Origin of the sequence: Staphylococcus pseudoxylosus (assembly GCF_044794325.1) — a bacterium.
In the GTDB taxonomy this organism is placed as follows: Bacteria; Bacillota; Bacilli; order Staphylococcales; family Staphylococcaceae; genus Staphylococcus; species Staphylococcus pseudoxylosus.
Genome location: NZ_CP085024.1, coordinates 2,112,434 through 2,138,947 on the forward strand (window position 1 = coordinate 2,112,434; position 26,514 = coordinate 2,138,947).

Annotated in this window: 30 protein-coding genes; 12 read left to right on the forward strand and 18 right to left on the reverse strand. The window is 32.3% G+C overall.

All coding sequences use genetic code 11. The features are described from left to right. Positions 1-51 precede the first annotated feature (51 nt). A complete protein-coding gene (gene ygs / locus LG295_RS10060) occupies positions 52-432 on the reverse strand; it encodes a S1 domain-containing post-transcriptional regulator Ygs (RefSeq protein ID WP_107530123.1) in 381 nt (126 codons plus the stop codon). 490 nt (positions 433-922) lie between these two features. Further along, the gene (locus LG295_RS10065; protein WP_107558499.1) at positions 923-1,516 is read right to left on the reverse strand and encodes a peptidylprolyl isomerase; all 594 of its coding nucleotides are present in this window, start codon (positions 1,514-1,516) and stop codon (positions 923-925) included. A 67-nt stretch (positions 1,517-1,583) separates the two neighbouring features. Between LG295_RS10065 and kapB the strand changes: the two genes are divergently transcribed. The 9 genes from kapB to LG295_RS10110 all read left to right on the forward strand — a co-directional run bounded on the left by kapB (position 1,584) and on the right by LG295_RS10110 (position 9,278). Further along, a complete protein-coding gene (gene kapB / locus LG295_RS10070; protein ID WP_107530125.1) occupies positions 1,584-1,964 on the forward strand; it encodes a sporulation phosphorelay system protein KapB in 381 nt (126 codons plus the stop codon). A gap of 128 nt (positions 1,965-2,092) precedes the next feature. Beyond that, positions 2,093-4,510, forward strand: a complete 2,418-nt coding sequence (locus LG295_RS10075; protein ID WP_107530126.1) for a Na+/H+ antiporter subunit A — start codon at positions 2,093-2,095, stop codon at positions 4,508-4,510. Next, positions 4,491-4,919 (forward strand): Na(+)/H(+) antiporter subunit B, encoded by a 429-nt coding sequence (locus tag LG295_RS10080; protein WP_017722346.1) that lies wholly within the window; start codon positions 4,491-4,493, stop codon positions 4,917-4,919. The genes LG295_RS10075 and LG295_RS10080 overlap by 20 nt, the downstream gene beginning before the upstream one ends. Continuing rightward, complete coding sequence (mnhC1, locus tag LG295_RS10085) at positions 4,919-5,266, forward strand: Na+/H+ antiporter Mnh1 subunit C (RefSeq protein WP_017722347.1); 348 nt, start codon at positions 4,919-4,921, stop codon at positions 5,264-5,266. The genes LG295_RS10080 and mnhC1 overlap by 1 nt, the downstream gene beginning before the upstream one ends. Continuing rightward, entirely contained in the window at positions 5,253-6,749 is a 1,497-nt protein-coding gene (mnhD1, locus tag LG295_RS10090; protein ID WP_107530127.1) for a Na+/H+ antiporter Mnh1 subunit D, read from the forward strand. The genes mnhC1 and mnhD1 overlap by 14 nt, the downstream gene beginning before the upstream one ends. Position 6,750: 1 nt before the next feature. After that, the gene (locus tag LG295_RS10095) at positions 6,751-7,230 is read left to right on the forward strand and encodes a Na+/H+ antiporter subunit E (protein ID WP_325999565.1); all 480 of its coding nucleotides are present in this window, start codon (positions 6,751-6,753) and stop codon (positions 7,228-7,230) included. Continuing rightward, positions 7,230-7,523 (forward strand): Na(+)/H(+) antiporter subunit F1, encoded by a 294-nt coding sequence (locus LG295_RS10100; protein WP_038678212.1) that lies wholly within the window; start codon positions 7,230-7,232, stop codon positions 7,521-7,523. Before LG295_RS10095 ends, LG295_RS10100 begins: the two co-directional genes overlap by 1 nt. Further along, on the forward strand, positions 7,501-7,857 hold the full coding sequence (locus tag LG295_RS10105; protein WP_029379187.1) for a Na+/H+ antiporter subunit G1: 357 nt from the start codon (positions 7,501-7,503) through the stop codon (positions 7,855-7,857). Before LG295_RS10100 ends, LG295_RS10105 begins: the two co-directional genes overlap by 23 nt. A 221-nt stretch (positions 7,858-8,078) precedes the next feature. Then, complete coding sequence (locus tag LG295_RS10110) at positions 8,079-9,278, forward strand: FAD/NAD(P)-binding protein (RefSeq protein WP_404475836.1); 1,200 nt, start codon at positions 8,079-8,081, stop codon at positions 9,276-9,278. Positions 9,279-9,467: 189 nt separating this feature from the next. Here the strand turns inward: LG295_RS10110 and LG295_RS10115 are convergent, their stop codons facing one another. From LG295_RS10115 to LG295_RS10140, 6 genes are all read right to left on the reverse strand, one after another. Next, positions 9,468-9,845, reverse strand: coding sequence for a hotdog fold thioesterase (locus LG295_RS10115; protein ID WP_029377557.1), 378 nt, complete (start codon positions 9,843-9,845; stop codon positions 9,468-9,470). 29 nt (positions 9,846-9,874) lie between these two features. Then, positions 9,875-11,191: a Na+/H+ antiporter family protein gene (locus tag LG295_RS10120; protein ID WP_107530130.1), complete on the reverse strand. Its 1,317-nt coding sequence runs from the start codon at positions 11,189-11,191 to the stop codon at positions 9,875-9,877. A 384-nt stretch (positions 11,192-11,575) separates the two neighbouring features. Beyond that, positions 11,576-13,054, reverse strand: coding sequence for a leucyl aminopeptidase family protein (locus LG295_RS10125; protein WP_107530131.1), 1,479 nt, complete (start codon positions 13,052-13,054; stop codon positions 11,576-11,578). Between the two features lie 278 nt (positions 13,055-13,332). Then, entirely contained in the window at positions 13,333-14,541 is a 1,209-nt protein-coding gene (locus LG295_RS10130) for an NAD(P)/FAD-dependent oxidoreductase (protein WP_017722356.1), read from the reverse strand. A gap of 236 nt (positions 14,542-14,777) precedes the next feature. After that, a complete protein-coding gene (locus tag LG295_RS10135) occupies positions 14,778-15,137 on the reverse strand; it encodes an iron-sulfur cluster assembly accessory protein (protein WP_029377561.1) in 360 nt (119 codons plus the stop codon). A 13-nt stretch (positions 15,138-15,150) separates the two neighbouring features. Then, a complete protein-coding gene (locus LG295_RS10140) occupies positions 15,151-15,387 on the reverse strand; it encodes a YuzB family protein (RefSeq protein WP_029377562.1) in 237 nt (78 codons plus the stop codon). A gap of 406 nt (positions 15,388-15,793) precedes the next feature. Between LG295_RS10140 and LG295_RS10145 the strand changes: the two genes are divergently transcribed. Next, positions 15,794-16,858, forward strand: coding sequence for an NAD(P)/FAD-dependent oxidoreductase (locus tag LG295_RS10145; protein WP_017722359.1), 1,065 nt, complete (start codon positions 15,794-15,796; stop codon positions 16,856-16,858). Positions 16,859-17,053: 195 nt separating this feature from the next. On the opposite strand, the gene LG295_RS10150 is transcribed toward LG295_RS10145, so the two are convergent. Then, a complete protein-coding gene (locus LG295_RS10150; RefSeq protein WP_107530132.1) occupies positions 17,054-17,365 on the reverse strand; it encodes a YuzD family protein in 312 nt (103 codons plus the stop codon). Positions 17,366-17,471: 106 nt separating this feature from the next. On the opposite strand from LG295_RS10150, the gene LG295_RS10155 reads away from it, so the two are divergent. Further along, positions 17,472-17,714, forward strand: coding sequence for a NifU family protein (locus tag LG295_RS10155; protein WP_002483816.1), 243 nt, complete (start codon positions 17,472-17,474; stop codon positions 17,712-17,714). Positions 17,715-17,897: 183 nt separating this feature from the next. Here LG295_RS10155 and dltD read toward each other — a convergent pair whose 3' ends face one another. From dltD to LG295_RS10195, 8 genes are all read right to left on the reverse strand, one after another. Beyond that, positions 17,898-19,046, reverse strand: a complete 1,149-nt coding sequence (dltD, locus tag LG295_RS10160) for a D-alanyl-lipoteichoic acid biosynthesis protein DltD (protein ID WP_404475842.1) — start codon at positions 19,044-19,046, stop codon at positions 17,898-17,900. Further along, positions 19,043-19,279: a D-alanine--poly(phosphoribitol) ligase subunit 2 gene (gene dltC, locus LG295_RS10165; RefSeq protein WP_029377566.1), complete on the reverse strand. Its 237-nt coding sequence runs from the start codon at positions 19,277-19,279 to the stop codon at positions 19,043-19,045. Before dltC ends, dltD begins: the two co-directional genes overlap by 4 nt. An 18-nt stretch (positions 19,280-19,297) precedes the next feature. Beyond that, on the reverse strand, positions 19,298-20,512 hold the full coding sequence (gene dltB / locus LG295_RS10170) for a D-alanyl-lipoteichoic acid biosynthesis protein DltB (RefSeq protein ID WP_318833055.1): 1,215 nt from the start codon (positions 20,510-20,512) through the stop codon (positions 19,298-19,300). Further along, the gene (gene dltA, locus LG295_RS10175) at positions 20,509-21,972 is read right to left on the reverse strand and encodes a D-alanine--poly(phosphoribitol) ligase subunit DltA (RefSeq protein WP_107530135.1); all 1,464 of its coding nucleotides are present in this window, start codon (positions 21,970-21,972) and stop codon (positions 20,509-20,511) included. The genes dltB and dltA overlap by 4 nt, the downstream gene beginning before the upstream one ends. Before the next feature lie 14 nt (positions 21,973-21,986). Continuing rightward, positions 21,987-22,133: a teichoic acid D-Ala incorporation-associated protein DltX gene (locus tag LG295_RS10180; RefSeq protein WP_318833056.1), complete on the reverse strand. Its 147-nt coding sequence runs from the start codon at positions 22,131-22,133 to the stop codon at positions 21,987-21,989. Positions 22,134-23,172: 1,039 nt separating this feature from the next. Further along, the gene (locus tag LG295_RS10185) at positions 23,173-24,138 is read right to left on the reverse strand and encodes a D-glycerate dehydrogenase (protein ID WP_318833057.1); all 966 of its coding nucleotides are present in this window, start codon (positions 24,136-24,138) and stop codon (positions 23,173-23,175) included. 10 nt (positions 24,139-24,148) lie between these two features. After that, positions 24,149-24,928, reverse strand: coding sequence for a TIGR01457 family HAD-type hydrolase (locus LG295_RS10190; protein ID WP_318833058.1), 780 nt, complete (start codon positions 24,926-24,928; stop codon positions 24,149-24,151). A gap of 5 nt (positions 24,929-24,933) precedes the next feature. Next, complete coding sequence (locus LG295_RS10195) at positions 24,934-25,365, reverse strand: DUF86 domain-containing protein (protein ID WP_318833059.1); 432 nt, start codon at positions 25,363-25,365, stop codon at positions 24,934-24,936. 144 nt (positions 25,366-25,509) lie between these two features. On the opposite strand from LG295_RS10195, the gene LG295_RS10200 reads away from it, so the two are divergent. Next, positions 25,510-25,776: a DUF3055 domain-containing protein gene (locus LG295_RS10200; RefSeq protein ID WP_017722369.1), complete on the forward strand. Its 267-nt coding sequence runs from the start codon at positions 25,510-25,512 to the stop codon at positions 25,774-25,776. Positions 25,777-26,057: 281 nt separating this feature from the next. Here LG295_RS10200 and LG295_RS10205 read toward each other — a convergent pair whose 3' ends face one another. After that, a complete protein-coding gene (locus LG295_RS10205; protein WP_107530140.1) occupies positions 26,058-26,441 on the reverse strand; it encodes a YutD family protein in 384 nt (127 codons plus the stop codon). Between the last annotated feature and the right edge of the window lie 73 nt (positions 26,442-26,514).

Below are 26,514 nucleotides of genomic sequence, written 5' to 3' on the forward strand. Positions count from 1 at the left end.
CACTTAAAGCTGAGACATAAATTTATGTCTCAGCCTTAAGAAAAGATGATTTCATTCATCTTTGATCGCATTTTTGGACTGTTTAATCCAAACCGGTAAGCGTTCTTCAATTGTTTGAAACCCATATCTTTCGGTTTCTTTAATTTCATCTAATACTGATTGCTTTTCTTTCTTACGCTCATAATTTTTAAAATAGTCATTATCTTTTAATGAAAGGTTTAATTTCCCTTCATCATCAATTGAAATTACTTTCGCTCTTACAATTTGTCCTTCTGATAAAAACTTTTTCAAATTATGGACGTAATCATCCATAATCTCAGAAATATGGATTAATCCTTCAGCATTGTCAGGGGTTTCTACAAAAGCGCCATACGGTTGAATACCAGTCACACGAACTTTAATATGTTGACCTACTTTATAGTGATTATTCAACGTGATAACCCCTTAATTCGTTTTACTTAACACTATTATAATAGCATACATTATAGGAAGGCACTAACATAAACATAGAAAAATTTCACATTTTACAATTTTATATTGATAAAACTATTACTAAATACAATGTTTAAACACTGAGAAATTGTCTTTGATAACCATTTTTCATAGTAATTTCGAATAAATGATTACTCCTTTTTTAGCTAAAACTGACTATATGTACCTTAATTCAAGTTGTAAGCTTAATATTTAGATCTGAGAAAAATCCTATTACTTCCTATTCAAAAATAGTGTGCTGTTGAAATATCCCAATTCATAGTTAGCAATTCTATACCATATGATTTTTAAATACGCATAAAAAAAGAGAAGAGTAAAAATCAACATCACATTGATGTCTAAGCTCTTCTCCTAAAGTTTAGACTAAATAATCATCAGCTTTATACATACTGAAAAAGATAGTTAGCTACAACTTCATATATTCCGTTAATTATTCAACAATATCGATTGAATCAATTGTAATATCATATAATGGTTTGTCTTGTGGGCCTACTTTTGTATTAGCAATGTCTTCTAATGTAGTTTTACCTTCAATTAATTGACCAAATACAGTATGTTTTTGATCTAACCAAGGTGTGCCACCAGTTTCACTGTAAGCTTGTACAATCGGCTCTGGCCAACCTCCGTCTGCTAATTGGCTCAGCATTGATTCTGGCACTTCATTCATTTGAACAATGAAGAATTGAGAACCATTTGTATTTGGCCCTGCATTTGCCATTGAAAGTGCACCGTAGATATTAAACGCTTCTCTTGAAAACTCATCTTCAAAAGGTCCACCGTAAATACTTTCGCCACCCATGCCTGTAGCAGTTGGATCTCCACCTTGTACCATAAAGTCGTTGATTACACGGTGGAAAGTAACGCCATTATAATAACCATTTTTAGCATGTGTAACAAAGTTTTCTACTGTTTTAGGTGCAACATCAGGTAATAATTTAAAGGTCATATCTCCCTTATTTGTATGCATTACCATTTTAATTTCATTGTCATTTATTTCTGTGTTTAATTGAGGATAGTTCGTCATTTTTATTCTCCATTTCATGTTAAGATGATATATGTATTCTAACACAAAAGAAGGGATGTATTGAATTATGTTATACCGTTTTTCACATAAAACTGGCAGTTATGGCGTAACAATTAAGGAAGCAAATGAAAATAGCGTTCTCGTTCAAGTTGAACAAGTAATTAATCACCCTAAACAAGGAGATTTACACAATCCTACAGAAACTGAAAATGTGTTTTTCCATGAACGTAAAGCACTTAGTCATTATGAAAAGCGCTATACGACAAAATCACATCTTAGAGCGTTCAATGTAGAAACTATGCCTTACACAGAATCATTACAACAAGCTATATCTAAATTAGAAGCGCAATTAAAAACTCAAAATACATTGCACGCAACTATGTCACTCGACAATTTACAGCGTCTAAAGCATGATTATTCCATTCAATATAAACAAAATTTTGAATAAAAATACCGTGTTTCTTCTTATTTAATAAAACATCTAACACAAGTGTTTCAAGGCTTCCTGACGTTTTTCAGAATAGTCTACTTCATGTATAATGGTTTTATAATACATTTTTAAAGGAGGATAAAATAATGAGTTTGTTACATATATCGGTGCTTTTACCGTTAATATTCGCACTCATTATTCCAATTGTATATCGTTTTTATAAACGCATACATTTAGGATGGTTTGTGTTACCTATCCCCGTCGTCTTATTTATATATTTCCTATCATATATTTCGACAACCATGTCAGGAAATAACATAATGCAAAAAGCCAATTGGATGCCGCACTTCGGTATGAATTTTAATTTATACGTTGACGGTTTAGGCTTATTATTCAGTTTGTTAATAACTGGCATAGGTAGTTTAATTGTACTTTATTCTATTAGTTATTTAAGTCGACAAGAGCAACTGGGGAATTTTTATTGTTATCTATTGCTCTTTATGGGTGCTATGTTAGGTGTTGTATTATCAGATAATTTAATTATTTTATATTTATTTTGGGAATTAACTTCATTTTCTAGTTTCCTACTCATCTCATTTTGGCGTGATAAGCAAGCATCTATATATGGTGCTCAAAAATCCATGCTCGTTACGGTATTCGGAGGATTGTCACTTTTAGGTGGTATTATTTTACTTTCAATCGCCGGTGGGACAACAAGTATTCAAGAATTAATTCACAATGTTTCTGAAATTCAAACTAGCCCATTTTTTATTCTTTCAATGATTTTAGTTTTAATTGGGGCTATTACTAAATCGGCACAATTTCCATTTTACATATGGTTACCAGATGCCATGGAAGCACCAACACCGGTAAGTGCTTACCTACACTCAGCAACAATGGTTAAAGCTGGCCTTTATTTAGTTGCGCGAGTGACACCAATTTTCGCTGTTTCACAAGGTTGGATTTGGTCAGTAACTTTGATTGGTCTAATTACATTATTATGGGCATCTTTTAATGCTACAAAACAGCAAGATTTAAAAGGTATTTTAGCATTTTCTACAGTGTCACAATTAGGTATGATCATGTCTATGTTAGGTATCGGAGCAGTTAGCTATCATTTTGAAGGCTCTGAAAGTCAACTTTACGTTGCTGCATTTACTGCTGCTGTTTTCCATTTAATTAACCACGCCACTTTTAAAGGCGCGTTATTTATGGTAACTGGTGCCATCGATCACTCAACAGGCACACGTGATGTAAATAAATTAGGTGGACTATTAACTATCATGCCGATTTCATTTACGATTACAATCATCACTTCATTAAGTATGGCTGGTATACCGCCATTTAATGGTTTTTTATCTAAAGAATCATTTTTAGAAAGCATGATTGAAATTACAAATGCTAATATATTTAGCTTAAATACGCTTGGAATATTAATTCCTATTATCGCAATTATTGGCAGTATTTTTACATTTGTTTATTCTGTCAGATTTATTGGTCAAATCTTTTTAGGTAGTCATAAAGCTGATGAATTACCTAAAAAAGCTCATGAAGTATCTATACTCATGCTAATTTCACCTGCTATTTTAGCAGTATTAGTTATTGTGTTTGGTTTCTTCCCATCAATATTAACTGGTACAATCATTGATCCTGCAGTAAATGCAATTAGCCAAACAACAGGCAAACCTGCAGAATTTCATATGTTTCATGGCTTTACCCCAGCATTCTTCTCAACCATTGTTATTTACGTTGTAGGTATTCTACTCATATTAACTTTTGGTTATTGGATTCGTTTATTGCATTTACAACCTACCAAGCTCACATTAAATTATTGGTATGATAAATTTGGCGAAGTTACACCTGATTATTCAGGTAAATTTACCGACTCTTATGTCACTGGATTTACTCGTAATAATTTAATTATTATCTTTGCTTCATTAATAGTAATTACATTCGTAACACTTTTAGTTACACCATTTAATATTGACTTTAAAGATGTCAGTGCAGTACGTCCGTTTGAATTAATCATTGTAGTATTAATTATTACCGCTGCTTCTATGATTATATTTGCTAAATCTAGATTATTTAGCATTATCATGGCTAGTGCTGTAGGTTATTCTGTTGCCATATTCTTTATTTTCTTTGGCGCACCAGATTTAGCTCTTACACAATTTGTAGTTGAATCTATCTCAACTGCACTGTTCTTATTATGTTTCTATCACTTACCTAATTTAAATAGACATAAAGAAACACGTTCTTTTAAATTAGTAAATATTGTTATTGCAGTCTGCGCGGGTATCGTTGTAACGGTACTTGGTTTAATTGCTTATGGTAATAGACATTTTGGCTCTATCGCTGAATTTTACAAATCAAATGTTTATGACTTAGCCCATGGTACCAACATGGTTAACGTTATCCTTGTTGACTTCCGTGGTACCGATACTTTATTTGAATCTGCAGTACTTGGTATTGCTGGTTTAGGTGTGTATACAATGATTAAATTACGTACAAATAATAATAAAAATGATGAAGGAGGTAAAAACGTTGAACAGACAGAAAAATAATTTAATCTTTCAATATTCAGCAGTTGTTATCTTCTTTCTCATCGTGATGTTTGGCTTATATTTATTTTTAGCCGGACATTATACACCGGGTGGTGGTTTCGTAGGAGGTTTATTACTTTCTAGTGCACTCGTGATTATTACAGTAGCTTTTGATATAAAAACGATGCGTAAAATTTTTCCTTGGGACTTTAAAAAATTAATCGGTATTGGCTTTTTCTTTTGTCTAGCCACGCCAATGGCAAGTTGGTTTTATCATAAAAACTTTTTCACGCATACACCATTTGAAATCCCACTAGTAATTTTAAAACCAATGGAAATGCATACTGCTACATTTTTTGATTTAGGCGTATTATGCGCTGTTGTAGGTACAATAATGACTATCATATTAGCGATTGGAGAGAATGAGTAATGGAAATAGTTATGATTTTTGTTTGTGGTATTCTCACTGCAATGAGCGTCTATCTCATTCTTTCTAAAAGTTTGATACGCATCATTATTGGGACTACTTTACAAACGCACACAGCCAATTTATTTTTAATTACTATGGGCGGCCTTAAAAAAGGTGAAGTGCCTATTTATGAAAAAGGAATCACTTCTTATGTAGATCCGATTCCACAGGCATTAATACTTACAGCTATAGTAATTTCGTTTTCTGTAACAGCATTTTTCTTAGTGTTAGCTTTTAGAAGTTATAAAGAATTAGGTACAGACAACGTAGAAAGTATGAAAGGAGTGCTAGACAATGATAGAGAGTAATCTCATTATTTCATTACTCGTCATACCAATGATTACTATTATCGCACTCATATTCATTGGTAAGCGCCCTAGGATAAAGCGCTACGTTGCCTTATCAGGTACAGCAATTACATTAATTTTTGCAATTATTAATTTCCAGAATGTGCTTAAAGATGGCCCTATCACATTAGAATTAGGTTCATGGGAAGCGCCATATAGTATTGTCTTTGTTCTTGATATCTTTAGTGCCTTACTTGTCATCACCAGTTTGATTATCACGATGTTAATCATCCTTTATTCTTATCAATCTGTAGGTATAGAGCGCGAAACGTACTATTATTATTTCGCAGTGATGTTTATGGTTACAGGTATAATTGGATCATTTATTACTGGAGATATATTCAACTTATTTGTATTCTTTGAAGTATTCCTTTTAGCCTCATATATCTTGTTAGTTATAGGCGGAACAAAAATACAATTAAGTGAAACTATTAAATATGTGCTTGTCAATGTAACTTCATCAGCTTTCTTCGTTATAGCTGTAGCCATGCTCTACTCTGTAGTCGGTACTTTGAATTTAGCTGATATTAGTGAAAAGATAAGCCAACTACCTGCTGAAGATAGCGGTATAATAACAATCGTATTTATCATGTTTATCTTTGTTTTTGCAACTAAAGCTGGTGCATTTCCAATGTATATTTGGTTACCAGGCGCATACTATGCCCCACCAATTGCAATTATTGCATTCTTTGGTGCTTTATTAACAAAAGTAGGCGTATATGCCATTGCGAGAACAGCTAGTTTATTCTTTAATGATTCATCGAACTTCTCGTTTTATACAATATTATTTCTAGCATTACTCACTATTGTTTTCGGGTGTGTTGGTGCTGTCAGCTATTTTGATACTAAAAAAATCATACTTTATAACATCGTAATTGCTGTAGGCGTTATCCTAGTTGGTATTGCTATGATGAATCAAGCAGGTATGATGGGTGCGATTTACTATACACTACACGATATGTTAGTAAAAGCAGCACTATTTTTCCTAATAGGAGTTATGTATAAAATTACGAAAACACATGATTTACGTAAATATGGCGGTCTGATTAAAGATTATCCAGTTTTAGGATGGACATTCTTTATCGCTGCACTAAGCTTAGCAGGCATACCGCCACTAAGTGGCTTTTATGGTAAATTTTATATCGTACAAGCTACATTTGAAAAAGGATTTTACTTAAGCGGTATTGTTATTTTACTTTCAAGTTTAGTAGTGCTTTATTCTGTTATTCGTATTTTCTTATTAGGCTTTTTCGGAAAATCTGAAGGTTATCAAGTAAACCCTAAATTGCAGTATAAAGGAATACTTACAATAGCAATCATTTCAGTCATTATCACAGTTGTTTTCGGACTTTCTGCAGATTGGTTGCAACCAATTATTAAAGATGCTGCTGAGACATTCTACAATCCTAGTATCTATAGAGACGCAGTATTGGGAGGTAAATAATATGGCAGTTCAAATATTAGTAAATTTGATGCTTTCTGTATTTTGGTTATTCGTCACAGGCAGTTATACATTTAATAACTTTATTTTAGGTTACTTATTTGCACTTTTATTAGTTTACTTAATGCGCGGCGTATTACCAGGTAGATTCTATATCATTACTGTCTATAAAATTGTGAAACTATTCTTAGTGTTTTTAATTGAACTAGTAAAAGCAAACATAGATGTTATACGAATTGTAATTAAACCAAAGATCGATAATGAACCAGCCTTCTTTACGTACCATACAGACTTGAAAAACGACTGGCAAATTGCATTATTATCTAATTTAATCACATTAACACCAGGCACAATTGTGTTAGGCATTAGTGATGATCGTACCAATATATATATACACAGTATCGATTTCACTACAAAAGAAGAAGAAATAGAGAGTATCAAATCATCCCTTGAAAAAGTGGTCAGAGAGGTAGGCGAAAATTAATGAACTATAATATTATTTTAATCATTGCACTGGTTATTGTAGCTTTATCAATGCTAGGCATGCTTGTTCGTGTAATTATCGGCCCTTCTCTCGCTGACAGGGTCGTCGCACTTGATGCAATGGGTATTCAACTCATGGCTATTGTTGCACTATTTAGTATTTTCTTAGGTACAAAATATATGATTGTTGCCATTTTATTGATAGGTATATTAGCCTTTCTTGGTACAGCAGTATTTGCAAAATATATGGATAAAGGTAAGGTGATTGAAAATGATAACGACGATCGTCATTAGTATTGCACTTATCTTAGTCATTTTAGGCTCACTTATCAGTGCCCTAGCTGCTATTGGTCTATTACGTTTAGACGATGTATACGCCAGAGCTCACGCAGCCGGTAAAGCTGCAACACTAGGTTCAATGCTGTTAATTAGTGGCGTATTCTTATATTTTATTGGTCGAGAAGGTTATGTGAATATGCAATTACTTGTGGGTATTTTGTTTATTTTAATCACTGGACCATTAGCAAGTCATTTAATTATCAAATCAGCTTATAATTTACAAACACCTGCTTCAAAGAGAACGAAGCATGATGAAATTAAAGAAGATTTAAAAGATACAAAATTATAAAAACAGTTTACTAGGATTTGGTTAAATACATTTCTCCTTATCCTAGTACTGACTATAAAATATTTGTGGGAGAGACATGTGTCTCTCCCACTTTTTTGTTTTTCAAACATTTTATACAATCAATACGTTCATAATTTATTTACAAAATGAGTTGTTATGAAGGGTATTACATGATATATTAAATCGTAATAATTACGATTTAAATAAACAGGAGTGTTTTTATGACAACATGGACTATTATTGGTGGCGGATTACATGCAGTAACTATCGCTATTAAATTAAGATCTTTAGGTTTAAAGGCATCACAATTATCAATTATTGACCCAAACCCTAATTTATGTGCTCAATTCGATCATTTTTCCCAACGTATCGACATGCCTTATTTACGTTCACCATGTGTACACCACGTACACCCTAACCCTTTTCATCTAAATCAATATGCTAAAAAAATGCATTATACAAATGCTGCCTATGGACAATACAAACGTCCTAACCGAAATATGTTTATGGAACATACACATGATTTAATTCACTCATATCATTTAAATTCATGTCATGTTCAAGGATATGTCAGTGATATTAAGATGAATAAACAACAATGGCACTTGCAATTGAACAATCAAAGCTGGATCAGTTCAGACCATGTAGTAGTTGCATTTGGTTGTAATCATGAAATATTTGTTCCTAAACTATTTCAAAATCAACCTGACATTTCTCACATTTTTGAAAATGAACAAAATAATTATGCAGGTACATCGCATATCATTGGTAGCGGTATTTCTGCAGCGCATCTCACGTTAAGGCTATTAAAGGAAAACAGTAATAATCAGATTCATTTATGGATGAATAAAGCCATAGATGTTCATGACTTTGATGCAGACCCTGGATGGCTAGGACCTAAAAACATGAAAAAATTTAGTGCTATGCAATCCTCTATTGATCGTTTAAACACTATTAAAAACGAGAGACATAAAGGTTCTATGCCTAAAGAACTAGAATTAAGACTTAAAAAGTATATTAAAGACGGTCGTCTTAAAATACATATCAACGAAATAACAGATATAGTGAATCACCATATTTGTACTGACACTTATTGTATACAGTACGACCATATATTATTAGCTACAGGCTTTAAAGAAACGATTATGCAACAACCTTTAATCCAGCAATTAATAACAGCATATCAAGCTCCTGTATGTAGCTGTGGGCTACCTTCAATTACACCAAATTTAGAATGGCTCCCTAACCTTTATGTAAGCGGCGGATTGGCTGATTTAGAACTTGGCCCATTTGCGCGCAATATTATGGGAGGACGTGAAGCCTCATTAAGAATCGGTGAAGCTTTCGAACACAAACAGTCCAATGAATCACAGCAGCATTATTATCATCGTGAACCCTTAAATACCAAACAAACCATATGAACATATTTTGGCGAGACGCTTGAAGGAACTGGGCAAGCTGAAAACTACAGGCCAAAGTTGCCCCCTAAGAAAGCGAGCCAACAATACGAAGTATTGAATTAAAAAAGCACTCAGATGAATTGAATTAAATCAAATCATCTGAGTGTTTTTTGTTTGGGATGTATGCCCCAAGCTCTTTATTGTTATTAATTAACGTTTTAATGGTTTTATAGCAATAGTCCCTCGCATTACACAAATTAATCTATCTTTATCATCTTTAATATCGATAGACCATACCTGTGTGGTTTTTCCTTCATGAATAATCGTAGCAGTTGCAAATATAGTCCCTTCAGTAGTTGAACCGATATGATTACCATTCATTTCTAAACCAAGTGGTACATATTGCTCAGTATCAATTAAATAAGCAGCTCCCATCGAACATGCTGTTTCACCAAGCGCAAGACTCGCACCTCCATGCAGATAGCCAAAAGGCTGTTTTACATTGTCTGTCACAGGCATAGACATTACCATTAAACCACGTTCTTGTTTCACAACTTTAATATCTAACGCATCTAACATATTAGCCATTGTGTCACCTCATTTTCTTTATATACCTTTTATAGTACCATAGCAGCAATTGTTCCAAAAATAATTAATGGAATATTGTAGAATAGAAAGTTAGGTATACAAGTATCTCTAATGTGATCATGTTGTCCATCAACATCCAAACCTGCAGTAGGACCAAGCGTAGAATCACTTGCTGGCGAACCTGAATCCCCTAATGCACTCGCTGTACCTATTAAGGCAATTAGTGCCATTGTGCTTAATCCTAACGATTCTCCTAAAGGTACAAATAATGTAGCAATGATTGGAATAGTGGCAAATGACGAACCAATGCCTAAGGTAACTACTAAACCAATTATATACATCACTATAATACTTAATAACTTGTTATCACCAACAACACCACTTAAATTCTCAACAAGCTTGCTAATGTCTCCGGTTTCATTCATCACCCCTGCAAAACCATTAGCAGACAATATCACTACTCCGATAAATGACATAATTTTTATACCATCAACAAATTGCTTGTCTAATTCTGTCCATTTATATGCTCTTGAAACAAAGAATACAAGCACACCTGCTAACGCACCAAAGATCATAGAGTCTGTTAATAATTGCACTAAAAATGTTGCTATAATTGAAATAACAGTAACTACAAGTACGTAGGGTTTAATTTCTATTTGGCTATTATCTTTAATCTCTTCATGTTGAATGTATTTTCTAGGCTTTCTATAATAAAAGATACCTGCAACCAATCCAAAAATATAACCTAAAGATGGAATAATCATCGCTTTCCAAATCATGTTCATTTCAATTGGGTGATTTGCTTTGGTAAAACCATTCTGAATAATTTGGTGGAATATTTGACCAAAACCAAAAGGTAATAAGACATATGGCCAACATAAACCAAATCCTATAATAATTGCTATTTGTCTTCTATCTATATTCAGTTCATTAAACAAACTGATTAACGGTGGTATTACAATAGGAATAAACGCAATATGGACGGGTATTAAGTTCTGACTCATAATGCTCATCACTAATAAAGCTAATATGATGATCACTTTCACTTTAATACGTGACATCTTGCTATTTTCAGCATGGATACCATTTATAATTTTATTCACTAAATAATCGGTAATTCCACTATAAGAAATTAGCGCTGCAAAGCCACCAAGCAATGCATAACTTAGTGCTACTTCTGCACCATCTACAATATTCTTACCAAAAACAGACACGATATCTGAAACACTCATACCTGCAATTAATCCACCTACTAAGGCACTGATAAACAAACTGATTACTACATTTAATCTACATAAACATAAAATAATCATCAGTACCACTGCTATTACTACAGCATTTATCACAAAGCACAACTCCTTTACCACGTTATCGAACTAAAGCATCATGAAAACTATATTATCAATAACATGATCACTTGTCAAACACAACAAATAATTTATTCATAGATTTCATATGCTTCATTTAATAGTTAATAGTATGATGTTTACTTTTGTATCTCAAAAAGCCTACTAACGCACGATTAATAGCATTACTATTTTATCTCTTTTATTGATTAAAAAACTTAAAAAGCGGAAGTATGAAATCAATATTATAAAATCAATTACATACTTCCACTCAAAAATAACTGTATTGCTATTAATTTTTAAAGTATTAGTTATATTATAGTATTAACAAAACGACCAATTAAAAGGGATATGTTATGTTAACCGCTTTCTAAACTTTCATAATTATTTTAAATTGCGTAACCATTCAACTATGGTAGGAATTAAGTAGCCCGTCGGCCCTTTTGGACCTTTGTACGTATTTTTATTGATAGTTGCAGGGCCAGCTATGTCAAAATGCATATGAGGTGTATCTCCTGCAAAATGATTGATAAATGTTGCTGCAAATAAAGCTTTGCCTTGGCCATTTGTATGATTAACTAAGTCTGCAACATCACTATTTTTGATTAGATTACGTTCAGTCGTTGTCATAGGTAATTCAAATACAAATTCATCATTAGTCTGGGCATAATTAAGTATTGTTTGTAAATGATTGGTAGCATTATGGTTAAACACGGCAGCCTTATCATCTCCTAAAGCTACAATGGCTGCACCTGTTAATGTTGCAAAATCTAAAATTACTTGTGGCTGGAATTGATTCGCATAGAATACTGCATCACCTAATACCAAGCGTCCTTCTGCATCTGTATTCAACACTTCAACTGATTCACCGCTTAAAGCGGTATATACATCATCCGGTTTCATTGCAGCTTCATTTATCATATTTTCTGCTGCAGCAATAACAGCGACAATATTTATTTTCAATTTAAGTTTGCGAGCAACTTCTATGATTCCTACGACATTAGCAGAGCCACACATATCGAATTTCATCGTTTGCATGCCTACTTTTCCTTTTATAGAATAACCACCTGAATCATAAGTAATACCTTTACCTACTAATGCAATAGGTGCTTCATCTGTTTTCCCACCATTATATGTTAATGTAATGACTCTCGGTCCATGTTTAGAACCTTTACCAACTGCATGAATTAAGCCAAAGCCCTCATTTTGTAATGTCTCATGATCTTTAATATCAACATCTACTTCTGTCTCTTTAAAATGATCGTAGATAGTGTTTGCATAATACTCAGGAGTTAAAATGTTTGGTGGTATATTACTATAGTCACGTGCTAAGTTTATTGAACTACCAATGATTTGACCCGCTTCAATAGATTTCAGTATGTCATCATCGTCTGTATGTATATCTAATGTTAGTTCATAAGGCGTAGGTTTATCTGTTTTATAATTATCAAATTGATAAATCGCACGGTCGCCTTGTTGTCCTAATATCTCTGCAACTGCATTGCTAGATAAAGCTTGTGTTTCAAATGTTTCTAATTTAAAAGCGCCTTGTGTAATACGGTTTTCTTTTAAATATTGAAATAGATTACCAAATATTTTCAAATAGTCGTTATAAGTCAAGGTTTTAACATTACCTATGCCAACAGTAATTAGTTTTATATATTCATCACGTATTGTGAACATCGTGCTAGAAACTGTACCAATATTAGTATGAACTATTTGATTTTGCTTTAATAATTTTAATTGATCATTAATATTCTCACCATTAACAATGATTTCCCCTAGCTGATTTAAATGTTCAGGCAAACCGATAATCAGCGTGTTTGTTGCTATGTCGTTTGTATTTTTTAAATTAACTAACATATAACACCTCTCCTTTATTAGTTTGAACTTCTTTTTAATGCATTTTAAAGCAATACGATTAAAAAGTGTAATAAAAAGAGACCGGACATAAATCATGTCTCGGCCTCAGATATGTTTTAGATAATGATGACTGGCGTATAGAGTGTTTCCCCTATTTATCCCCTTGTCATCAAAGTCTCGTCGGGACAATAAAATCATTTTAGACAGTATTTTTCTATCCCACTTCTTTAAAATTTTCATCACAGTTAAGTATGTGAATTACATATTTAAATTATATATTAAAATTTACCTTTTTTGAATGCTAAACCGATACCGCCAAGTTTAAATACTGCACGAGTATCAATAACTTTCTTCATGAATGCTGCTTTTTTACCTTGGATATCTTTACCATAAACAACACCAACACCATCATGCGCACCTAATGAACATACAGTACCACGATCAACATAATCAAATTCTTGAGTTGGTTGACCTTCTAATACATTTTTAATGTTTTTAGCAGTATGTTCACCTTGTTGCATAGCGATTTGTGCTGTAGTTGGTAATGGGCGTTCTTCTCCAGCAGGGATAAATGCAGAACAGTCACCAATAACAAAGATATCGTCATAACCTTCGATAGTTAAATCTTGTTTAGTTACAATACGTCCACGTTTTACGCCTTCGAATGATTCTTCCATTAATTTACTACCACGAACACCAGCAGCCCATACAACTGTATTAGCTTCTAATTGTTCTTCTTTGTCATTAACTTTTACAACGAAACCTTTTTCGTTAGCTGCAACAATCGGTGTACCAATTTTGAATTCTACACCTTTACCTTCTAAGTAACTTACTGCATAGTTAACTAGCTCGTCAGAGAACATTGGTAACATTTTAGGAGCAGCTTCAACACAAGTGATTTTCACTTTGCTTTGCTCAACACCATATTTATTACATAATTCTGGAATTCTATCAGTTAATTCACCTAAGAATTCAACACCAGTAAATCCAGCACCACCAACAATAATTGCTAAATCTTTATCATCTTTTTGTTTTGAAGATGCATAGTTAGCAAATTTATCTTCGATGTGACGAGATAATTGACGAGCAGTTAATATGTTTTCAATTTGGAAAGCATGATCTTTCATACCTTTGATACCAAACGTTTCACTTTCAAAGCCTAAACCTACAACTAAGATATCAAAGTCAAAGATTCCAGCATCTGTTTCGACTTTTTTCGCATTGCGATCAATTTTAGTAACTTCTGCCTTAACAAAGTTAACTTTGTTTTTGTCTACAACACTTTCAACTGGATATAGTAAATCTTCATAGCTAAGAGTACCTGCTGAAGCCTCGTGTAACCACGTTGCTTCATAGTGGTAATCATTTTTATTAATTAATGTAATTTCAGCTTCATCTGCTGAAATTTGCTTTTGTAATTTTGTAATAGTTTGTAAACCGGCATAACCAGCGCCTAGAACTAATACTTTTTTACGATCTTGAGCCATTTCATTCACCTAAGCTTTCTTAATTTTTTTGTTGCTATAGTCTTTTTCTGTACCCCATTCACAATATAGTAATTCACAAAAAAGACATTTTTCATCCAACACTAATTTTATAGTTTTTACTGCTGATTTTCAAGCACCAACGACCATATTGTTTATTATTTCACATAAACGATTAAAAGACTATAGTTTACACTTATTTTAAGTGAACTATAGTCTTTTAAACTAGATATTATAATTTAGCAATCTTCTGGTGAGCCAGCAACTTTTGCAGTTCTAAACGAACTGCCACAACCGCATGAAGCAATTGCATTAGGGTTGTCTATTTGGAAGCCACCGCCCATTAGTGATTGTTTAAAATCAATAGTTGTTCCATCTAAAACTGGTTTATCATATTTATCTATTAATACTTTTAAACCATGAAATTCATATATTTCATCATTTTCAGCAGGTTCAGCTTCAGCAGACATACCATAAGTTAATCCGGTACAACCGCCACCGTTTACCTTAACTTTTAAATAACCATCTGCCATATCATTTTGCTGTAACATATCTTTAACTTCATATGCTGCAGCTTCAGTCATTTCAATAATAGCCATTATTTTTACCTCCCTAAAAAATCCATGTTTCTTCTATATGTGCGTAAATTTTTTGTAATAAATCATCTGGCGAATCACCTTCAACGATATCACCATTCACTAATGCATACAACCCACTAGAACAAATGCCACAATTTTGCAAACAACCGTATTCTAATACGTCTACATCTGGGTCATTTTCAAGCTGATTATATACATAATCTCCACCCTTCGCTAAATTCGAAATGCAGAACTCGATTATTGGATTCATAATACACCCTCTCATAAAATATCAGTTAAGCAATTATAACAAAAACGTTATTGTTATTTCTACATACTAGCTTATAAAATATCACTTACTACTTAGTTCGAATTAATATGCACTTTACATTACGCACACAATAAAATTGCAGGAAATAATGTCCGTTAAAATAAAATATATATTTTTAATAATTACAATTTGTCTTCTTTATTTGTAGTAACAAATAAAAAAGCATATAATAAATATAAGTAAGCTGATTATAGAAAATTGGTATATCGATGCAGGACGAAATATGATTTAACCACATTATATTTAATAACTTACATTGACGAGATAACAAGTTCAATTACCTACTATAGAAGTAAGTAATTGTATGTTTATGCTCAATACAATTTTTACTAGAGGGGTATCACAAATGAAAAACTTAGTATTATTAGGTGGCGGTTATGGAAATATGCGTATCATGTCACATATCTTACCATCTGCACTGCCTGAAAATTATACGATTACATTAATAGATCGTATGCCTTATCATGGTTTAAAACCAGAATTTTATGAATTAGCAGCTGGTACAAAGTCAGATAAAGATATTCGCATGAACTTTCCTGATTCAGATAGAATTAACAATGTCTATGGTGAAATCAATGATATTAATTTAGAAGATCAAATAGTTTCTGTTGGTAATACGAAAGTAGACTATGATGAATTAGTGATTGGTTTAGGTTGTGAAGATAAATATCATAATGTCCCTGGTGCTGAAGAATACACGCATAGTATTCAAACACTTTCTAAATCCCGTGAGACTTTCCATCATTTAAGCGAACTACCAAATGGTGCCAAAGTAGGTATCGTTGGCGCTGGTTTAAGTGGTATTGAATTAGCTAGTGAATTAAGAGAAAGCCGTAAAGACCTTCAAATCTTTCTTTACGATAGAGGCGAACGTATTTTATGTCGTTTCCCTGAAAAACTTAGTAAGTATATTGAAAAATGGTTCAACGAGCATGATGTAACAGTTGTTCCTAATTCTGATATTAACCGCGTGGAACCAGGTCGCATTTATAATAATGACGTACCTGAAGATGTAGATTTAATTGTCTGGACTGCTGGCATTCAACCAGTAGAGTTAGTCAGAAATTTACCTATAGACATTAGTAAAAGTGGTCGTGTGATCTTAAACCAATATCACCAAGTACCAACATACAAAAACGTATATGTCGTAGGTGATTGTGCAGAATTACCGCATGCACCAAGTGCTCAACTAGCAGAAGCCCAGGGTGATCAAATTGCAGATGTTATGAAATTACAATGGCAAGGTAAACCTCTACCTGAAAAAATGCCAGAAATCAAAATACAAGGTTTCCTTGGTTCCTTAGGAGACAAAAAAGGATTTGCTTATATTATGGATCGTACGGTTACAGGTCGCTTAGCTTCCATTTTAAAATCCGGTGTACTTTGGATGTATAAATATCATAATGGCTAATTAATGACTTTAGTAAATATAAACTGAATGAGTTAAGTTTATTGAAAGTTCATTTTCATACTTATAAAACCCAGGCGGCACCATCATTTGTTAATGGTGCCGCCTGGGTTTATTTTAAAAACAAAATTTTAGTACCGTAAACTTTATATGATTTATAGTCATAACTTAAATATCTTTTTGATCGAATTAATTGATCTAATGATTATCTAAAAAACGAGTTATATCTTTCAATTGTACATATCCATCAGAAACATACTCGTCATTCATGGTTACGAGTGGATAAAAGAGTTCGTCATCTTGAATACGCTCAATAAATTGTTGATCATGATCCGACAAATTTTCGGTATCTTTTTCGATATCGATATACGTAAATTCAAATTGTTTGTCTGGATACTTTCTCTGTAATAATGGTTGTAACCAGTCATACGTATTACGGGACGTCGGTGCATTGACACAACTTGCACAAATAACATCTGCCCCATAAACAACAACACTTATTTTGTCCATATATCTTTTCCCCTTTTATCTTGAATTATAGATTTTTCGTTACATTTCTATTATAATAAAAAGATAAGTAGAAAATGAAATAATATACTTGAAAGGAGGCATTTCCATGCCAACTGAAAACGTGACAATGTTTGATCAAGTAGCGGAAGTTATCGAAAAATTACGTCCCTTCTTACTACGTGATGGTGGTGACTGTTCCCTTGTTGACGTAGAAGACGGAATTGTTAAATTACAATTACATGGTGCTTGTGGTACATGCCCAAGTTCAACAATTACATTAAAAGCAGGTATAGAACGTGCTTTACACGAAGAAGTTCCGGGAGTAATCGAAGTAGAACAAGTATTCTAAATAATAGATGCTTTAAATATAACATCAGAAAATTTAGTTCCTTTCGAACACTTTTATAAGAAACAGGACAATGAACCTTCAATATGATTGATTTCATTGTCCTGTTTTAATTTTCACGCGAAAATTCCTTTCAACATTTCACTAAATTGTGTAAATATTGAAAGGAATTTTTATTTTTGTATGTTATTTCTGGTGTATATGTTCATCGATATTTTTAGTGATGTATACCCAGCCTTTCCAGCCAATATGTACTGCATCACTTACAACATATGGTTCATAGTCTTTATCTGACATGTCGTACGTCTGTCCACCATGATCCACTATTGTTTTATCAATTTTTTTGTATATTTTCTGACGTCTATCTTTATCAATACCAATGTGATCATACCACTTACCGTTAGACGGTATAATTATATAGTCAACATCCGCGCCAGCTTCTCGTAATGTATCTACAAGTAACTCTAAATCTTTAAATTCGGGCGAATTTTCCCTGAATTCATGATTTCTATTAATTTTTCGTTTATGCTTTTTGATTAAATCCCAATATTCATCTCGAATACCAAATTCATTTGTTTTTGTATGCTTTGCACCATAGATTTCAGCTTCTGTCATCACATCATTCCAAGAATCATTTTTTGAGGTAATAGGATCAATATGCGATACAGGTGATGTTCTCAATGGATACACAGCTTTAATAGCTTCAATTTTTTTCAATTGTTCATCTTTAAATGTTGAAAGATAATTTTTATTTTCTTGTGTTTTTCCTTGCGCAATTTTTTCTAAATATGCGCGATTCTCCACATCTTTAAATTGTAATAATCGTTTGGCATAACGTTGTTTAAGTTCCGGACTTAATTGCTCTTGGTTAAACAACTGATTGAGCTGTGCCTTTGAAATACGCGCCTTAAAATTATCTTGCGTTAAGCCATTTTTTGTAAACCACTGTGGCGAAACTATAAATGCCATTTTCTTACCTTTTAAATTCCCATACTGTGAACCTAATTCCACAGCGTTTACTAAATCTGTCGAACCACCCGTACCAATCAAGAATGGTTTCTTACTAACTTGACTTCGATTATTTAATAAAATTGCTGGATTAAATGGATCGTCTTTCTCTAATTCACTGGAACCATATATCGGATAATAAGCATCAGACTGATACATTTTATCTTGCACTAAGGTTCCTTTCAACACTTGATCTGTTAGAGCAACACTTTGCGTAGCTACTGTTTTGGAATTAATTAATCCAGTGAACCAACTTGCTGGCAACACTAAGAAAATTCCAAACAATGCAAGACTTAAAATAATAGGTATAAACGGTTTTAACTTCATCGTAATTCTTCTAATACCGCTACAATCTTGTTAGGTGTCGCCCATTCATCTCTATCAAAATCCATAATCGATACTTCAATATCTAATTTATTTTGAATCTCTAGCAAAAGACCTACCGTTTGAAAAGAATCAATAATACCCTCTTCAAAAAGCTCTACGTCTGGATTTTCCTTAATAACATTATTTTCAGCAACTTCAGTTAATAAATCTAATACTTGTTCTCTAAATTCCATAATAAATCCTCCTCATAATTAAAACAGTTTCCCAGAAAAGATAAGAAAACCAAACGTTACAAAATGGAATGTAACGATAATACTTAACATTGATGTATATCGGTTAGACCATCTTGGCGGATGATTTTTTCGCCATTTTTCATAATAACCATAACCAATAAATAAAACTGCGTGATATAAACCATACAAAATATAATGAACTTCAATGCCATGCCAAATGCCCATAATTAAAAAGTTTAATGAAAAAGCAATATTAGACATGGTAAATTGATTTTTTAATAAGCGTTTTTTCGACATATAAAATAAAGCTCTCATATAAATACAATCTCTAAACCAAAATGATAAAGACATATGCCATCTATTCCAAAAGTCTTTGATATTCTTTGCTTTAAACGGTTGCTTAAAGTTTTGTGGTGTCTGAATGCCATATAAATAGCTAAATGCCATAGCAAATAATGAATAACCAGCGAAGTCAAAGAATAGATATAAACTATACGCATACATATATAACCATTTAGCAGTGAAATTTGAAAAATCTAACATTAATGGATTAATCGCATAAACTTGTATTAAATAAGCAATAATGTATTTATATAAAAAACCTAGCATGATAAAATTTATGGCTTTATTTAGTGATGCTCGATAACTTTCACTACTTTGTATCTTGCTTTCATCTTTGACAAAACGTTTGTAGCGGTCAATTGGACCAGATGAAATTGTCGGGAAAAACGAAATGAATTGAAATACTTTAGTAGCTTTCACTTCTTTTATAGAACCATCACGAATTTCCATTAATAATTGAACGCTTTTGAAAGTAACGTAAGAAATACCTAAGAAGCCTATAAATTCAATCACCTTATTTTCATGGAGCTTTAATTGTGCAGCACCAAACCACGAACTTTGCATTACTTTCACCACTACAAGTGGCAATATGGATAAAGCAATCACTGTGAAAAACTTTATAAATGAGTTGTTTTTTGAACGTGATTTCCAATAAAACATAATGATTGCAACTTGCCATAATAGATATAAAACAAAGTTTATAAGTTGAACACTTAAATATGCTTGGCCAAATAAATTATGTTTATCTGAAGAAAAAATGAGCACAATCATAATAGCTGTACTTATACCATTATAAATACGGCTTCTCTTTCCAGCTAAACCTAATATAATAACCGGAATTAAGACTATAAATGCTATAAGAAAGAACGTAAACGTACCATATGGAATCATGCTAATACATCCTCGGCAATCTGCTTACGATCTAATTTCCCATTTATTGTTAAAGGAAATTGCTCTTTAAATATAATCTTTCTTGGAATCATATATTCTGGCATCGCTTGTTTAAGTTCTTGTTTAATATCATGTATCAATGTTAGTTCATCTTTAACATCGTTTAAGTCATTTAAGACTACAACACCTTGTAATTGCGTTACTTTATTATTTTTGTATACTGGTACAACTATTGCTTCTTTGACTACATCTACTTGTCTTAAATGAAATTCTATTTCTTCTAGCTCCATACGGTATCCATTTAGTTTCACTTGAAAATCTATACGCCCAGTGATAAACCATAAGTCATCTTGGATGGTTGCTTTATCACCAGTAAAATAAGATCTGCGATTATTTATATCTTTAAATACTGCGTTAGAACGTTGCTCATCTTTCACATAACCTTCACTTACGCATTGTCCGGAAATGATTAATTCTTCATTTTCAGCTAAAGACAATTGCGTTCCCGGTCTCACTTTGCCCACTGGTAATGGATTATATTGATTGATAACCGCTTCAGTAATTAAGATACTTGTAACTGCAACTGTCGCTTCTGTAGGTCCGTATGTATTATAAATATATGCAGATGGGAAGCGTTGTAACAACATCTTAGCAGTTTTATGTGGTAAAATTTCACCACAAAAGAAGAATTCTTTTAAACTTTCATAACGTTCTTCTGTTAAATTAGGTAACATTAAGCACATTTCCATAAATGATGGTGTAGACACCCATACGTTTATTTTGGATTGCTCTAGCATATCATTTAATAATTTAGGCTTATTAATCATTGTCTTATCTACTAAATTTAATGTTCCTGCAGTAGCTAAACATGGATAAATTGCCATGACAGATAAATCAAATGAAAATGGAGCTTGATTTAGCCATTGTTGATTCTCACCTATTTTATTCAAATCTACCATCCAGTTCGTAAATTCGTTAAGACTTTCATACCTAATTTGTACACCCTTAGGTTCACCTGTTGAGCCTGATGTAAAAATGGTATATGCAATATCTTGATCTTTAATTTTAGCTTCAAATTCAACTGTGCGATGATCCATCACAAGTGTTTCAGTATTAATGATTACTCTGTCATTACTATCTAGTGAATGTTCACTTGTATTAAAAATAAAATCAGGGTTAATTTTTTCAGTAATCGTATTAATACGCTCTTCAGGCATAGATACATCAAGTGGTACATAACCACATCCCGCCTTCATACTGGCAATCATTCCCACAATCATAAATGGCGACATATGACCATATACAATTAATGGACTTTTACTATCTTTTATTAAATCTGCGAGTTTATTTGTATATTGATTTAACTCACGATACGTTAATACATCTGTATTATGCTTTATTGCTATTTGCTCAGGGTACATTTTTTCATTCTCAATTAATGAATATATAATATCCTTCATACTATTCTCCTCGACTAAAATTCATTATAAATAAAGTTATTATGCGTATCTCCAGAACCATAAATTAAATACAGTGCTATAAATATTGCAAAATATAAAAGAGTTAATAACCATGGTTTAAGCTTTTGATATTTTGTTGTATTTTCCATCTCTTTACGCATTTTTCACCTCTTCATTCCAATTATTTTTTTATATTATTAACTATTTATTACATAAGTAAGTTTTTTGTTGTAGTGCTATTTACACTACTTTAACATTTTACCAACTTATTATACATTTTTTATGATGTTGTGACAATCGAATTAACATATTTATATATAACAAAAATGTTAGAATGTGTATTTTATAGAGTTTTATAAAACCAAAACTATTATAAATTATTAGTTTGTTTTACATAATATGATTCGAAGTAATATTTTCTTATCGTAGTAATAATGTAATTATTTGTTACAAATCAATGCTAAAAAATCTTGCCTAAGGCTATAACTGCACGTTGCTATTGTTATCTATCGTATATAAAGTATGCAGTAGCATCATTATATTGCTACGGAAAATGTACAAATTAATAAGTAGCAATAATAAGAAATTTTGAAAATAATTCATTATCTACTTGCTTTAAAAGTTATTATTTAGCTATTTAATCGAGCGAGGATTTGTAACAAATTCGACACTTATACAATTGATTTTTTTAATAGTATTCTTTACATCATTATTTATAGTCTATTACTTAAAATTTCACATAAAAATCCACCTCCCTTTAAAACAGAAGTGGATTAAAACGTAGACAATCCTTAATGTATTGTTAGACTAAAATTTGTTTATTTATTGGTATAGTTTTTCAAAATAACAGTGGTTTTTTCAGACCAAAGTTGGCTTTATTATCAATTGATTTATTCGACATAGTAAACATCACCATTGTTTAATTTATATACTAATCTTTTTAGTGTAATACTGGCAGTGATTTAGTTGGACTCCTGCGTAATGCGCACTACCCGAGACTACAAGCTAAGGCAGTGCCCTGGAAAAGCGTGCACAAAAAAACTGCCAACAAAGTCGGAAACTTTGTCGACAGTCTGATACACATCTCTTTAAATCAGAGGTATATTTCTACATTACAGGTAAGTATTAACGCTCTACCTTATTTCTTTTATATTAGGATGTAATAATACAAAACGTCGCCATATTATCTATTTACAAAATTTATTTTAAATTGACTGGTGTTTTAGCTCGTTGATTGTTTAATACTAACCTTATATTATCAACACATAATTGAATCATACGATTTCTGGTTGTAACAGAGGCGCTTCCAATATGTGGAACGATAACAGCATTGTCCATCGATAATAAAGGATGCGCCATATCTATTGGCTCTTCACGTAAAACGTCAAGTCCACAAGCTGCAATCTGTCCATTCTGTAACGCAAATACAAGCGCCTCTTCATCTACGACAGCACCTCGCCCAATATTTATAAAAATGGCATCACTTTTCATTTTTTCAAAGGCTTGGGCATTAAATTTATTTCTAGTTTCTTCTGTAAGTGGTGCAGTACAAATAATAAAATCACTATGTTCAAGCAAAGTATCAAAAGGAACATACAATGCACCAAGTGCTTTTTCAGTATCTTTATTTCTAGATCTATTATGATACATAATCTTAGTATCAAAACCTTTTAATCTTCTTGCAAATGCCTTACCAATCTCACCCATACCATATATTCCTACATTGGCATTGGACAAGTCTTTTCCGGCAAATAAGTATGGTCCCCAACTTTGCCACTCTCCATTTTGAACATACTTTTCAGCTTCCACAATACGTCTAGCTACTGTTAACATCAATGTAAATCCAAGTTCTGCAGTTGTTTCAGTAAGTACACCAGGTGTATTAGTTACAGTAATCCCTTTACTATTTACAAGGGGGACATCTATATTATCAAAACCAACTGCCATATTAGCAATCACTTTCAATTTTGGAGCAGCTTTGATAACTTCACTATCTATTTTTTCACTTAAAGTAATCAAACAAGCAGTTGCATCTTTAATATCCTCTAGAAATTGATTTCTTGGCATTGGTATTAAAGACTCATCCCACATTTCAACTTGTGCAATAGCCTCTAACTGATCTATAAATGGTTGTGGAATACTTCTACTTACAATGATTTTTTCCATTCAATCACTCCTAACTCTCGAGTTCTTTAATAACATCATTTAAATCTTTAAATGTATAGGTCGGAGGTACTGGCTTCTGTTCAATTTCTTCTTTGGTTGTTACACCTGTTTGTACATGAATCGTATCAATATTCACATTGATGCCCGACATAATATCTGTGTCGTATAAGTCACCTACCATCGCAACCTCTGAGCGCTCTAATCCTAAAATGTCTAGCGCTTTTTTCATAATAATTGGTTCTGGTTTACCGATAAATATAGGTTGAACACCAGTTGACACTGTGACCACGCTTGTAATCGCGCCATTTCCAGGTAAAAATCCACGTTCCTTTGGTATAGATACATCTTGGTTAGTTGAAATAAATTTCGCGCCATTACGCACACCTAAAGTGGCAGTCGCTAATTTTTCATAAGTAACGGCTTCGTCTAAACCAATAACAACATAATCTACAAATTCATCTTCTTTAACTACTAACCCTTTGTCTGTTAACGCATGTTTCAATCCGCTACCACCTAACATATATACACTTGCTCCTGGAGATTCCTCAGCAATATATTCAGCAGTAGCTAGCGCTGATGTAACAACCTCATCAGCTTGTGCGACTAATCCCATTTTATTTAACTTCGCTGCTACTTCTTCTGGGTCTTTGGTAGAATTATTAGTCACATATAAATGTGGAATTTTATATTGATTTAAATATGATATAAATTGAGACGCACCATCTATATGTTCATCGCCTTTATATAAAGTACCATCCAAATCAATTAAGTAAGCTTGATATTTTTTCATATTACTTATTCTCCTTTTTTGCCAAATGCCGTTACAGGTACATCTTCACTCTTTAAAAATTGTATAACTTCTTCTACATATGTTTGATAATAAGATACCGACTCGTCAAAAAGTGGTACTAATTCAGCGGCATCAAGTTCATCATAATAATGAACAAATTGTTTTCTAACATCTACCGTTTTATTGATTTGATTTTGTGTATCTTCTGAAATCACTTTTTCCAAAGCTAAGATATCTATTACGTCTTTATAATTTCCTGGGTCTCTTAAGATAAAACCATCAATAATCATGTTCCCAATGTCTACTGCTGATTCAATAAACATTTGTGCTATGCGTTCGAACGCATAAACATTATCTTTATTTTGCGGATAATCTTGAATAAGTTGTTGCAAGTAATTTAATTTTGTATTTAATTGATCTTTATTCACGAAATACATCTTTTCACCCCTATCAATATCATCATACCATACCTTTGCAGTCAAATTCATTTATGGTTATACTGTAAATTAAGACTTTTTAACTAAATTAAATAATTATAATAATTAGATTTGTAAAATAGGAGAAGTAAGGAGTGTTTCAAAGTGATTGATATGTATCTTTATGATGATGATGAATCTGCTCAGGTGCAATTTGTTGGTTTTGTTGGTGAACATAGTCGCTATGACCTAATGTTAGTTCAAACAAACCGTCATTTCGGTAAAACGATTGTATTAAATATGCAAACGAATCAATTCGGTATAATAGGTACCGACGATTTAGAAGAAGAAGGTTATATTGCCCACATCCTAGGTGTTAATGAAGACGAAGGCAATGAAATTTCAGAATACCTTAATGAAGTTATTCAATAAATGCGCACTAGCATATCAATATAATTATCGTAACAAACCTTAGCTAAGTAGAAATAGTTATATTAACGATAGCAATTCAATTCTATGGTCTGTAAATATGTTCACTTCTACAACATAAACCAAAAGCAACTTTATTCATTTTTGAATAAAGTTGCTTTTTTAAGACGGGCTATTCTATTTATGCATCAAATTTTTTAAACAAACGATATATACATTACTATTGCACATAATGCTCAAGCATATTGTTGAATATTATTTCAAGCACGATATACTCATAATCATTATTTTTCAGTATCTTGAATACTAGGTTTTATTTTAACATCATGCAACTTATCTTCTTCAAAATCTATTTCAACTATGTCATTTGACTCTGCATAATTTTTCATTTCTACTTCTGGAATACGTCTTAATATAAAGTACGGGCAACCAAAATTACAATATTCTAATAAATAATCTTGAATTGTTGAAAAGCGTTTGCTTAATTCGGCTTTCTTATTAGAATCTTTATAAAAGCCTTTCAACCTCAGTTGATCATAACCAAAATCTCCAACAATAAAATCATACTTATCTAATATATCTGAATAGCGATTCACAAATGTTTCTTCATCAAAACATTCTCTATAATCTTCTATGATTTCAAAAAATTGTCCATTTAACTTTATCATGTCATTCACCTAATCTAAACGCATCAAATTACTATTATTCACTAGCTAATTTATTAATAAATAGTTCTTTGAC